This is a genomic window from Microvirgula curvata (assembly GCF_054781615.1).
This window is the reverse complement of record NZ_BAAGUB010000035.1, coordinates 85,645-98,000: the sequence shown is the minus strand read 5'-3', so window position 1 is coordinate 98,000 and position 12,356 is coordinate 85,645. Positions and strand designations below refer to the sequence as shown.

At 63.9% G+C, this 12,356-nt stretch carries 12 protein-coding genes; 4 read left to right on the top strand and 8 right to left on the bottom strand.

The genetic code is table 11. The annotated features are described in order from the left end of the window. Positions 1 to 65 precede the first annotated feature (65 nt). Positions 66 to 1,310 carry an NADP-dependent isocitrate dehydrogenase gene (icd, locus tag ACYVG8_RS15415; protein WP_028498114.1) on the top strand — a complete coding sequence of 415 codons (1,245 nt, stop codon included), beginning with the start codon at positions 66 to 68 and terminating at the stop codon, positions 1,308 to 1,310. 79 nt (positions 1,311 to 1,389) lie between these two features. Here icd and ACYVG8_RS15410 read toward each other — a convergent pair whose 3' ends face one another. After that, the gene (locus ACYVG8_RS15410; protein ID WP_281660174.1) at positions 1,390 to 2,256 is read right to left on the bottom strand and encodes a DMT family transporter; all 867 of its coding nucleotides are present in this window, start codon (positions 2,254 to 2,256) and stop codon (positions 1,390 to 1,392) included. A 119-nt stretch (positions 2,257 to 2,375) separates the two neighbouring features. Here ACYVG8_RS15410 and ACYVG8_RS15405 point away from each other — a divergent pair, with 119 nt between their 5' ends. Next, a complete protein-coding gene (locus ACYVG8_RS15405; RefSeq protein ID WP_028498116.1) occupies positions 2,376 to 3,758 on the top strand; it encodes an aminotransferase-like domain-containing protein in 1,383 nt (460 codons plus the stop codon). Positions 3,759 to 3,851: 93 nt separating this feature from the next. Here the strand turns inward: ACYVG8_RS15405 and cspE are convergent, their stop codons facing one another. After that, positions 3,852 to 4,058 carry a transcription antiterminator/RNA stability regulator CspE gene (cspE, locus tag ACYVG8_RS15400; protein ID WP_028498117.1) on the bottom strand — a complete coding sequence of 69 codons (207 nt, stop codon included), beginning with the start codon at positions 4,056 to 4,058 and terminating at the stop codon, positions 3,852 to 3,854. 241 nt (positions 4,059 to 4,299) lie between these two features. Here cspE and clpS point away from each other — a divergent pair, with 241 nt between their 5' ends. Together clpS and clpA are read left to right on the top strand one after the other, a co-directional pair. After that, on the top strand, positions 4,300 to 4,611 hold the full coding sequence (gene clpS / locus ACYVG8_RS15395) for an ATP-dependent Clp protease adapter ClpS (RefSeq protein WP_460746225.1): 312 nt from the start codon (positions 4,300 to 4,302) through the stop codon (positions 4,609 to 4,611). After that, complete coding sequence (gene clpA, locus ACYVG8_RS15390; RefSeq protein WP_460746223.1) at positions 4,608 to 6,917, top strand: ATP-dependent Clp protease ATP-binding subunit ClpA; 2,310 nt, start codon at positions 4,608 to 4,610, stop codon at positions 6,915 to 6,917. The genes clpS and clpA overlap by 4 nt, the downstream gene beginning before the upstream one ends. Before the next feature lie 49 nt (positions 6,918 to 6,966). On the opposite strand, the gene ACYVG8_RS15385 is transcribed toward clpA, so the two are convergent. The 6 genes from ACYVG8_RS15385 to ACYVG8_RS15360 form a co-directional block, all read right to left on the bottom strand. Continuing rightward, positions 6,967 to 7,446, bottom strand: a complete 480-nt coding sequence (locus ACYVG8_RS15385; protein WP_460746221.1) for a methylated-DNA--[protein]-cysteine S-methyltransferase — start codon at positions 7,444 to 7,446, stop codon at positions 6,967 to 6,969. 105 nt (positions 7,447 to 7,551) lie between these two features. Continuing rightward, on the bottom strand, positions 7,552 to 7,926 hold the full coding sequence (rplS, locus tag ACYVG8_RS15380) for a 50S ribosomal protein L19 (protein ID WP_028498121.1): 375 nt from the start codon (positions 7,924 to 7,926) through the stop codon (positions 7,552 to 7,554). 2 nt (positions 7,927 to 7,928) lie between these two features. Continuing rightward, entirely contained in the window at positions 7,929 to 8,696 is a 768-nt protein-coding gene (trmD, locus tag ACYVG8_RS15375; protein ID WP_028498122.1) for a tRNA (guanosine(37)-N1)-methyltransferase TrmD, read from the bottom strand. Continuing rightward, complete coding sequence (rimM, locus tag ACYVG8_RS15370) at positions 8,696 to 9,202, bottom strand: ribosome maturation factor RimM (RefSeq protein WP_199489712.1); 507 nt, start codon at positions 9,200 to 9,202, stop codon at positions 8,696 to 8,698. Before rimM ends, trmD begins: the two co-directional genes overlap by 1 nt. A gap of 52 nt (positions 9,203 to 9,254) precedes the next feature. Next, positions 9,255 to 9,500: a 30S ribosomal protein S16 gene (gene rpsP / locus ACYVG8_RS15365; protein ID WP_028498124.1), complete on the bottom strand. Its 246-nt coding sequence runs from the start codon at positions 9,498 to 9,500 to the stop codon at positions 9,255 to 9,257. Between the two features lie 93 nt (positions 9,501 to 9,593). Further along, a complete protein-coding gene (locus tag ACYVG8_RS15360) occupies positions 9,594 to 12,302 on the bottom strand; it encodes a bifunctional acetate--CoA ligase family protein/GNAT family N-acetyltransferase (protein ID WP_028498125.1) in 2,709 nt (902 codons plus the stop codon). Positions 12,303 to 12,356: the final 54 nt, after the last annotated feature.

The window sequence follows — 12,356 nt, the reverse complement described above, 5'->3', positions numbered from 1 at the left end:
CCGCCGAAGCCCTCCCCTGCGGCGGGGTCACTTGTCATAACCGTTCAACAAAAGATGGAGCAGGCATGAGCACGTCCCACATTCAGGTGCCACAAGGCGGTCAGAAAATCATCGCGGGTCAAGCGATCCCGAACAACCCGATCATCCCGTTCATCGAGGGTGACGGCATCGGCATCGACATCACCCCGGTGATGAAGAAGGTCGTCGACGCCGCAGTGAAGAAGGCCTATGCCGGCCAGAAGCAGATCCACTGGATGGAAATCTACGCCGGCGAGAAGTCGACCCGCGTCTATGGCGGCGACGTCTGGCTGCCGGAAGAGACCATGGCCGCCCTGCGTGACTACGTGATCTCGATCAAGGGCCCGATGACCACGCCGGTTGGCGGCGGCATCCGCTCGCTGAACGTGGCGCTGCGCCAGGAACTCGACCTGTACACCTGCCTGCGCCCGGTGCGCTACTTCACCGGCGTGCCCTCGCCGCTGAAGCGCCCGGACCTGACCGACATGGTGATCTTCCGTGAGAACACCGAAGACATCTACGCCGGCATCGAGTGGGAAGCCGAAAGCGACAGCGCGAAGAAGATCATCGCCTTCCTGCAGAACGAAATGGGCGTGAAGAAGATCCGTTTCCCGGAAACTTCGGGCATCGGCATCAAGCCGGTGTCGCGTCAGGGCACCGAGCGCCTGGTGCGCAAGGCCATCCAGTACGCGATCGACAACGGCAAGCCGTCGGTGACCATCGTGCACAAGGGCAACATCATGAAGTACACCGAAGGTGGCTTCCGTGACTGGGCCTACGCACTGGCACAAAAGGAATTCGGCGCCAAGCCGATCGACGGCGGCCCGTGGTGCTCGTTCAAGAACCCGAAGACCGGCGGCGACATCATCGTCAAGGACGCGATCGCTGATGCGTTCCTGCAACAGATCCTGCTGCGTCCGGCCGAATACAGCGTGATCGCCACGCTGAACCTGAACGGCGACTACGTGTCCGACGCGCTGGCCGCACAGGTTGGCGGCATCGGCATCGCCCCGGGCGCCAACCTGTCCGACGCCGTGGCCATGTTCGAAGCTACCCACGGTACGGCACCGAAGTACGCCGGCCAGGACAAGGTGAACCCGGGTTCGCTGATCCTGTCGGCCGAAATGATGCTGCGCCACATGGGCTGGACCGAAGCCGCCGACCTGATCATCAAGTCGATGGAAGCCGCCATTGGCGACAAGGTCGTGACCTATGACTTCGCCCGCCAGATGGAAGGCGCGCAGGAAGTGTCTTGCTCGGCCTTCGGCGACGCGATGATCGCCCGCATGTAATACCGACGGCCGGCAACTGCCGGCCGGCCCGGACAGACGCGCCCTCTCATGAGGGCGCGTTTTCGTTTCCGGGACCCTGTCAGGCCGCTGCGAACTTTCGCGCCCCCATCACGCAGGCCACGGCACCGAGCGTCACCACCAGCATCGCCCAGCTGACTGCCTCGTGCAGCAGCAGCGCGGCCAGCGCGAGACCGAAGAACGGCTGCAGCAACTGCAACTGGCCGACCGCCGCAATGCCGCCCTGCGCCAGGCCGCGATACCAGAACACGAAACCGATCAGCATGCTGAACAGGGCAACGTAGCCGAGCCCGAGCCAGGCCGGCACGCCAACCGCGTCCAGCGATGCCGGCAGCGTCCACGCGGTCATCGGCAGCATGACCGGCAGCGACAGGACCAGCGCCCAGCTGATGACCTGCCAGCCCCCGAGCCGGCGCGAGAGCCGCGCACCCTCGGCATAGCCCAGACCGCACACCCCAATCGCCGCCAGCATCAGCATGTCGCCCGGCAGCGATGCCGCAATGCCGCCCAGCAGCGCATAGCCGATGACAAAGGCACTGCCGAGCATCGAGAACAGCCAGAAGGCCGGCCGGGGACGCTCGCCACCGCGCAGCACGCCAAAGATCGCCGTGCACAGTGGCAGCAGCCCCACGAAGACCATCGAGTGCGCGGACGTCACGTGCTGCAGCGCCAGCGCGGTCAGCAGCGGAAAGCCGACCACGCAGCCCAGCGCCACCAGCACCAGCGAGGGCACATCGCCTGCCGCCGGGCGACGCTGCCGCAGGACCAGCAGCAGCGCCAGCCCGAGCAGGGCGGCGATGCTCGCCCGGGCACAGGTCAGGAACACCGGATCGAGATCCCTGACCGCGACCCGCGTCGCCGGCAATGAGCCGGCAAAAATCACCACCCCGATAAACCCGTTTATCCAGCCACTCGTCGTCTTGTCCACAGCCCGCCCCTTTCAGATTGGGCTCAAGTAGAGCATGAGGCTGCCGGCTTACCCAGATACAATCCAGTACAATTCAAAAGAACTGTTATCCCACAGCAAGCAATACAGTCAGGAATGAAATGACGCCACACAGCACCCGGATCGATGTCGTCATGCACGCGATCCGGACCGGCATCGCCTCCCGCACCTACCTGCCGGGAATGCGGTTGCCTTCCGTCCGGGCGCAGGCAAAGGCCATGCAGCTTTCGGTCTCGACCGTCGTCGAAGCCTATGAGCGCCTTGCGGCCGAAGGCATCATCTGCCCGCGGCCGGGCTCGGGATTCTATGTCACCGGGCCGGCGGCCCCGCTGGCGCTGGCGGAGATCGAACCCAGGCAGGACAGGGATGTCGATCCGCTGTGGATTTCGCGGCAATCGCTTGAAACGGATGCCGGCATACTGAAGCCCGGCTGCGGCTGGCTTCCCGCCTCGTGGATGTACGAAGCGGGAATGCGCCGCGCGCTGCGGGCCATGGCGCGCGCCGACACGGTGGAGCTTGCGGAATATGCCACGCCGCCCGGCCTGCCGGCGCTGCGCCTGTTCCTCGCCCGGCGGCTGGCCGCCACCGGCATCGACGTCCCCGCCGAGCAGATCATGCTGACCGAATCCGGGACCCATGCCATCGACCTGATCTGCCGCTTTCTGCTGGAACCGGGCGACACCGTACTGGTCGACGACCCCTGCTACTTCAATTTCCGCGCCTTGCTGAAAGCGCACCGGGTCAAGGTCGTCGGCGTGCCGTACACGCCGGCCGGGCCGGATGTCGAGGCCTTCGGCGCCGCCCTGCAGGCGCACTCGCCCCGGCTCTACATCACCAACTCCGGCATCCACAACCCTACCGGCGCCACGCTCACGGCAGTCACGGCGCACCGGTTGCTGAAGCTGGCCGACCATTCGGACCTGGTGATCGTCGAGGATGACATCTTTGCCGATCTCGAAACCAGCCCGGCACCGAGACTGGCGGCCTTCGACGGGCTCGGCCGCGTGATCCATATCGGCAGCTTCTCCAAGACCATCTCGGCTTCGTTGCGCTGCGGCTACATTGCGGCGCGGGCAGACTGGATCGACGGCCTGACCGACCTCAGGATCGCCACCAGCTTCAGTGGCGGGCGGCTGGCCGCCAACATCCTGCTGGCGGCGCTGACCGACAGCGGCTACCGCAAGCACATGGATACGGTGCGGCTGCGGCTGGCGGAAGCCATGGACCAGACCCTTCCACGGCTCGAAGCGCTCGGCATCACGCCCTGGCACGTTCCCCGGTCCGGCATGTTCCTCTGGTGCCGGCTGCCGGCCGGCGCCGAGGCGCCCGCAGTGGCCCGTGCCTGCCTGCAGGAGCAGATGGTGCTGGCACCGGGCAACGCATTCAGTCACTCGCCGGATGCCGGTCGCTACCTGCGCTTCAATGTGGCACAGTCGATGGATGGCCGGGTCTTCGAGGTACTGGCACGGGCACTGCGCGGATAGCGGGCTGCGCGTGCGCTCACGGTGGCCGGCACCGGGCGCAGGGCAACAAAAAAGCCCTGCAGCGACGCAGGGCTTTCTACATTCACCAACGACTCAGGAAGCGGCCTGGATATTGCTGGCCTGCTTGCCCTTCGGACCCTGGTTGACCTCGAAGGAGACGCGCTGGCCTTCCTTCAGGGTCTTGAACCCGTTCATGTTGATGGCCGAGAAGTGGGCGAACAGATCTTCCCCACCGTCATCCGGCGTAATGAAACCGAAACCCTTGGCGTCGTTGAACCACTTTACGGTACCAGTTGCCATCTGAAACGTTTCCTTGCTTATATGTTGCCTAACCGGGTGACGCACCCATTTACGTGTGTCATTCGAAGCCAGACATGACGGCGTTGCACGGCGTCAAGCCGATCGCTTCATCGACCACCGCTAAACTTTCTACGCGAGTACGATGTTACCGTCAAGCCATATTGCATAACTTCATCAGCGCTTGAAAAAGGTCCCCGGCGGGACAAAATTGAAAGCATAGTGCTGTGAGAAAGTCCGTCGTATGCCTAACCAGCACCAACCCGGCACAGAGCTGGCTCCCGAGCGGACCCGCCTTGCGCCTCCGCCCATGTACAAAGTGGTTTTGCTCAACGACGATTTCACGCCAATGGATTTCGTGATAATCGTACTGGAGCGCTTTTTTCATATGGACCGGGAACATGCGACCCAAGTCATGCTCAAAGTGCATACAGAAGGTCGCGGTGTGTGCGGCGTCTACAGCAAGGACGTCGCCGGTACCAAAGTGGTCCAGGTAACGGAATACGCCAAGGTGCACCAGCACCCGCTACAGTGCGTGATGGAGGAAAACCAATGATCGCCCAAGAACTCGAAGTCAGCCTCCACATGGCGTTCATGGAGGCGCGCCAGAAACGGCACGAGCTGATCAGCGTCGAGCACCTGCTGCTCGCCATGCTCGACAACCCGTCGGCCGCGGAAGTGTTGCGCGCATGCAATGCAAACATCGACCAGTTGCGTCGGCAGCTGGCCGAGTTCATCGACCAGCACACCCCGACCGTGCTCGGTACCGAGGACGTCGAAACCCAGCCCACGCTGGGCTTCCAGCGCGTGATCCAGCGCGCCATCCTGCATGTCCAGAGTTCCGGCAAGAAGGAAGTGACCGGCGCGAACATCCTGGTCGCCATCTTTGGCGAGAAGGACTCGCACGCGGTGTATTTCCTGCACCAGCAGAACATCAGCCGTCTCGACGTGGTCAACTACATCTCGCACGGCATCACCAAGAACAAGAGCAGCGACGCCACGCCGGCACGCGGCGCGGCCGCGCCTGCCCCCGAGGGCGAAGCCGAGCAGGAAGCCGAAGCGACCGCAGCCGGCGGCGCGCTGGAGAACTACACCCAGAACCTGAACCAGCTGGCCCAGGCCGGCAAGGTCGACCCGCTGATCGGCCGCGACCACGAGCTTGAGCGCGTGATCCAGATCCTGTGCCGCCGGCGCAAGAACAACCCGCTGCTGGTCGGCGAGGCCGGTGTCGGCAAGACCGCCATCGCCGAGGGGCTGGCCCGCCGCATCGTCAGGGGCGAAGTGCCGGACGTGCTGTCGCAAGCCACGGTGTACTCGCTGGACATGGGCGCGCTGCTGGCCGGCACCAAGTACCGCGGCGACTTCGAGCAGCGGCTGAAGGCAGTGATCAAGCAGCTGGCGGACGACCCGCACGCGATCCTGTTCATCGACGAAATCCATACGCTGATCGGCGCCGGTGCGGCCTCCGGCGGCACGCTCGATGCATCCAATCTGCTGAAGCCAGCGCTGTCGAACGGCAGCATGCGTTGCATCGGCGCCACGACCTACACCGAGTATCGCGGCATCTTCGAGAAGGACAATGCGCTGTCGCGCCGCTTCCAGAAGATCGACGTGGTCGAGCCGACGGTCGAGCAGACCATTCAGATCCTCAAGGGGCTGAAGTCACGCTTCGAGTCGCACCACGGCGTCAAGTACACCGTGGCGGCCCTGACGTCGGCGGCGGAGCTGGCGGCGCGCTACATCACCGACCGCCACCTGCCCGACAAGGCGATCGACGTGATCGACGAGGCCGGCGCTGCGCAGAAGATCCTGCCGAAATCCCGGCAGAAAAAGGTGATTTCCAAGCACGAGATCGAGGAAATCATCTCCAAGATCGCCCGCATCCCGGCCAAGACGGTCTCGAACGACGACCGCAATGCCCTGCGGACCCTCGACCGCGACCTGAAGAACGTCGTGTTCGGTCAGGACCAGGCCATCGATGCGCTGGCTGCGGCCATCAAGATGTCGCGCTCCGGACTCGGCAACCCGCAAAAGCCGATCGGTTCGTTCCTGTTCAGCGGCCCGACCGGCGTCGGCAAGACCGAGGTCGCGCGTCAGCTTGCCTACACACTGGGCATCGAGCTGATCCGCTTCGACATGTCCGAATACATGGAGCGCCATGCAGTCAGCCGACTGATCGGCGCCCCGCCGGGCTATGTCGGCTTCGAGCAGGGCGGCCTGATGACCGAGGCCATCAGCAAGCACCCGTACTCGGTGCTGCTGCTGGACGAAATCGAAAAGGCGCACCCGGACATCTTCAACGTGCTGCTGCAGGTGATGGACCACGGCACGCTGACCGACAACAACGGGCGCAAGGCCGATTTCCGCAACGTGATCATCATCCTGACCACCAATGCCGGCGCGGAAAACCTGAGCAAGGGCAGCATCGGCTTCACGTCGACCAAGGCGGCCGGTGACGAAATGGCCGATATCAAGCGCCTGTTCACGCCGGAGTTCCGCAACCGGCTGGATGCGATCATTTCGTTCAAGACGCTGAACGAGGACATCATCCTGCAGGTGGTGGACAAGTTCCTGATCCAGCTCGAAGCGCAACTGGCGGAGAAGAAGGTGGAAGTTCACTTCACCGAGCCGCTGAAGAAGCATCTGGCCAGCAAGGGCTTCGATCCGCTGATGGGCGCGCGGCCGATGGCGCGCCTGATCCAGGACACCATCCGCAAGGTGCTGGCCGACGAGCTGCTGTTCGGTCGCCTGGCCGACGGCGGCAGCGTCACCGTCGATCTCGACCAGGAGGGCGGCGTGGTGCTGCTGTTCGACGAACCGGAAACGAAGAAACCGCAACCGGCCCCGGCGGCAGCAATCTGATCGATCCTGCAGTGCAACAGAAAACGCCCGGCAAGCCGGGCGTTTTCGTTCACGACACCAGTGGCAGCAGATAGCCTTCATGGCCAAGCAGCCACAACTTGATGTCGAGCCGCTCGCCGTCCTGGCGATGATCGAAGCCGCCGAGCCCGCGCGCGGCCAGCACGCGATGACAGGGCACCAGCAGCAGCAGCGGGTTGCTGCCGCACGCCTGGCCGACCGCCCGCGCACTCGACCCCAGCTGCACCGCCAGCTCGCCGTAGCGCAGCACGCGGCCGGCCGGAATGGCCACCAGCGCCGCCCATACCCGCTGCTGGAACGGCGTGCCACCGCGCCGTTGCGGAACGCTGAACGTTGCTGACGGGTCGCTGAAGTAGTGTTCCAGCTCATGGCAGACCTGGATGGCCAGTTCGCCCCGTGGCGGCTGCACGGCGGTCGGCGCCGGCAGGAAATCGAGCCCGGTCAGCACGGCGCCATCGTCACGGATGCCGAGCCGGCCGCCCCAGGGAGCGGGTATCACGGCGCTGTACATGCAGGCCTCCTTCTCGCTGTGCATGGTCTGGACAAACAAAAAGCGCGAACTGAGTTCGCGCTTTTTGTTCGCTGCATCGCCATCGACGGATCGACGGCGCCGGCATTACGCCGCCGGTTGCACGCGCTTGGTCAGCTTTTCCTTGATGCGAGCCGACTTGCCCGAACGTTCGCGCAGGTAGTACAGCTTTGCACGGCGGACATCACCACGACGCTTGACGTCAACGGCGACGACCAGCGGCGAGTAGGTCTGGAACGTACGTTCCACGCCTTCGCCCGACGAGATCTTGCGCACGGTGAACGCGCTGTTCAGACCGCGGTTACGCTTGGCAATGACCACACCCTCGAACGCTTGCAGACGTTCGCGGTTGCCTTCCTTGACCTTCACTTGCACCACAACGGTGTCACCCGGGCCGAAGGCGGGAATGGTTTTGTCGAGGCGGGCGATTTCTTCCTGCTCGAGTTGCTGAATCAGATTCATGGTTAACTCCTGTTGTTTTCCGGGGCTTGTTCCTGCTGGTACTGAGCCAGCAGCCGAGCCTCCTGTTTACTGAGCTGCTTGTTCGCCATCAGGTCGGGCCGTCTTTCGAGGGTCCGCCCCAGCGACATTTTCAGTCGCCATTTGGCGATTTCGGCATGGTTGCCCGAAAGCAACACATCCGGTACGCGCTGGCCGTCGTATTCCTCGGGCCGCGTGTAGTGCGGACAATCGAGCAGTCCGGTCGCGAACGAGTCCTGCTCGGCGGATTGCGCGTCGTTCAGCACGCCGGGCAATCTGCGCACGATCGAATCGATCAGCACCATGGCGGGGAGTTCCCCGCCGGACAGTACGTAATCGCCGATCGAGATTTCCTCGTCGATTTCGCGTTGAATCAAGCGTTCGTCCACACCTTCGTAGCGACCGCACAGCAGCACGATACCCGGCGTCGCCGCCAGTTCGCACACTCTGGCATCCGTCAGCGGCCGGCCTTGCGGAGACAGGTAGATGACCCTGGGCCGCTCGACCCCCAATGCCTGCTGTCGCCGCCGCGCGGCATCGAGCGCCTGCGCCAGCGGGTCCACCAGCATGACCATGCCGGGCCCACCGCCATACGGACGGTCATCGACCGTCTTGTAATTGTCGGTGGCGTAGTCGCGCGGGTTCCAGGCCTGAAAGCCCCAGATGCCCTGCTCGACTGCCCGTCGCGTCACACCGTGCTGCGTCACCGCGTCGAACATCGGCGGAAACAGCGTGACGACATCGATCTGCATCAGTAGTCGCGTTCCCAGTCCACTGTCAGGCGCTTGCCCGGCAGGTCGACATCAAGAACATAGACGCCGACAAACGGAATCAGGTGCTTGGTATCGGTGTCGCGGACGACGATGACGGCGGACGCGCCGGTCTCGAACAGGCTTTCGACCTGCCCGAGCGACTCGCCTGCCCGGTTGAACACCGCCAGACCGACCAGGTCGTTCCAGTAGTATTCGCCGTCGGCGGGTGCGGGCAACTGCGCCCGCGGCACGGCCACCTGACAGCCGCGCAGGCCAAAGGCCACATCGCGGTCGTCAACGCCTTCGAGCTTGGCGGTAATGCCCTTGTTCTGGGCTGCGCCTTCCTCGAGGCGGTATTCGCGCCACTCGCCGTTACGTCCCAGCCACCAGACCGGGTAGTCGAACAGGCTGTCATCGAACTCGGTGTCGGCATGCACGCGCAACCAGCCGCGAATGCCGAAAACGCCGGAGACATACCCCATGACGACCAGATCTTGTGTATCCACTAATGCCGAACCTTGCTGCAATTCAATTCAATTCGAAATCAGGTTGCCTGAATCAGGCAGCCTTTTGTTGCTGGAGCAGCTTGGCGACAGCATCGCTCACTTGGGCGCCGACGCTGGTCCAGTGGTTCAGACGGTCCAGGTTCAGACGCACGCGTTCGGTGCCTTCGGTCGCGACCGGGTTGTAGAAACCCACGCGCTCGATGAAACGGCCGTCGCGGCGATTACGCGAGTCGGTAACGACCACATTGTAAAACGGACGGTCTTTGGCACCGCCACGGGCAAGACGAATCACAACCATTGAGTTGCCTCTTTCTAAAAAACCGGGTGAACGTGAAACAGCGGATTTTACTGGGTTTTTCCGCTCAGAGGCAAGCAGAAGACGTACGTGTCGTCAAGCGGTGGCTTTGGCCTTGCTGGCCTCGTCCAGCTGGACCGTGCACAGGGTCAGGGCACGATCCTCGGGATGCGGCTCGATCTTGAAGCCCAGCTTGTGCATCAGCTTCAGCATGCCCTTGTTGCTGGCAAGCACTTCGCCATACATGCTCTTGAGGCCCTGCTCGTGCGCCGCGGAGAAAATCGCCTGCATCATGATCGGCCCGATCCCGCGCCCCTGCCATGCATCGCCAACCACCAGCGCGAACTCGCAGGTCTCGTTGTCCGACTCGGTAAAGTAGCGCGATACCGCCAGTTGCTCGACTTCGCGCCCCTCGACTTCACGCATCATGACGAAGGCCAGCTCGCGGTCGTAGTCGAGCTGGGTGAAGCGGACCAGCAGCTGCTGCGACAGCTGCTTGATGCTCGACATGTAGCGGTTGTAGCGGCTCTCCTCCGACAGCCCGCGCACGAAGGTCTGCTGCATCTCGGCATCTTCCGGCCGCATCGGGCGGATGGTGACGATGGTGCCGTCGTTGAGCTTGGCGCTGTGGACGCGGTCGCTCGGATACGGCATCACCGACATGTGCGAGTAGCGGCGCGCGCGCTTGGCCTTGCGCACCACGACCCGCGCATCGAGCGCGATCACGCCGTTCTCGTCGGCAATCAGCGGATTGACGTCCATTTCGTACAGCTCGGGCAGCTCGCAGACCATTTCCGAAACGCGCAGCAGCACCTGGGTCAGTGCCATCATGTCGATCGGCGGCATGTTCTTGAACGCGCCGAGGATTTTCGACACCCGGGTGCGCGCAATCATCTGCCGCACCAGGTAGTCGTTCAGCGGCGGCAGCGCCAGGCTGGTGTCGTCCAGCACCTCGACGGCAATGCCACCCATGCCGAAGGTCACCACCGGACCGAACGACTCGTCGTGGGTCACGCCAATCATCAGTTCGCGGCCATAGCGCGGGCGGGTCATCGGCTGGACCAGAATGCCGTTGATGACCGCATCCGGCCGGTTCAGCCGCGCACGCTGCAGGATGGCATCGAACATCGCCCGCACGGCCGCTTCGGTGCGCAGGTTCAGCTCCACGCCGCCGACATCGGACTTGTAGATGATGTCCAGCGAGTCGATCTTCAGCACCACCGGATAGCCGAGCGCCTGCGCATGGGCGACGGCCTCGTCGGAGTCATGTGCCAGCCGCGCCTCGTTGACCGGAATGTTGAACGCGGCCAGCACCGCTTTCGACTGCTGTTCGGACAGCACGGTGCGGCCTTCGGCCAGCGCTTCCTGGATGATCTTGCGCGCCCGGTTCGGGTGGGTCGGTACTTGTGCCACGTATTCGAGCGGCCCCGGCGTCTGCATCAGCAGCTGCTGGTTGCGGTGGAAGGTCGCCAGCGCGCGGAACACCTCGACGGCGAACTCCGGCGCGTGGAAGTGCACGATGCGGTTCTGCACGAACAGCGCACGGCTTTCTGCCACCTTGGTGTCGCCGAGCCAGCACAGGAACAGCGGCTTGTGGATTTCTTTCTGCAGTCCGACCATCAGCTGGGCGGTGGCAAAGTGATCGGTACCGATCTGCGGTGTCAGGATGGTCAGCACGCCGTCGACGCCGGGGTCGTCCAGACAGGCCTTGACCGCCGTGCGGTAGCGGGCCGGGCTGGCGTCACCGATGATGTCGACCGGATTGCGCCGCGACCAGTTGACCGGCAGCACATCGTTCAGCAGCTTGATGGTGTCCTCGGACAGCGTGGCCAGTTCGACATGATTGGCGCGCGCGCTGTCGGCGGCGAGAATCCCCGGCCCGATGCCGTTGGTCACGATGGCCAGCCGGCCACCCTGCACCCGGTAATTGGCCGCCAGCACCCGCGCGGCGGTGAACAGCTGGGCGATGGTGTTGACCCGCAGCACGCCGGCCCGCTCCAGTGCGATGTCATAGACATCCTCGCTGGCGACCAGATGGCTGGAATGGGTGACGCCGGTCAGCGGCGCATCGTCGCGCCGCGACTTGATGACCACCACCGGCTTGGTACGCGCGGCCATGCGCAGCGCGCTCATGAAGCGGCGGGCGTCATGCAGGTGATGGACGTGCAGCAGGATGCCCTGGGTCTGCGGGTCCACCACCAGATAATCGAGGATTTCACCGAAGTCGAGGTCGACGCTGTCGCCCATCGAGATCACGCTGGTAAAGCCGATGCCCTTGGCGTCGGCCCAGTCGAGCATTGCCGCGCACAGCGCCGACGAATGCGACACCAGCGCCAGGTTGCCGCTGCGGACACGTCCGGAATAGTTGCTGGCGTTCAGGCCGATGACCGGCCGCATCAGACCGAGCATGTTCGGGCCGAGCACACGGATGCCGTAATGGCGGGCAATCGACACCGCCTCCTGCATCACTTCGCTGGACAGCGGGTCGGCGTCGGCGAACTCCTTGGCCAGCAGCACCGCCTTGACGCCTTTCTTGCCACAGTCCTTCATGATGCCCGGCCAGCTGCGCACCGCCGTGGTCACCACGGCCAGGTCGACCGGTCCCTCTATCGAGCGCACCGAACTGACGGCGGCCATGCCGCCGACCACGCGGTGGTTGAGGTTGACCGGATACAGCTTGCCCTTGAACCCGCCGGCCATCAGGTTTGTGAATACCGCCTGCCCCACCGAACCCGGCGTTTCGCTGGCCCCGATGACGGCAATGTGTTTGGGAGAGAGCAGTGGCGTGAGGTAGTGCGGCTTCATGGTGATCCTGATAGGCGGACTTGCGTTATGGGGCTCAACAGTTTCAGTGGCGTC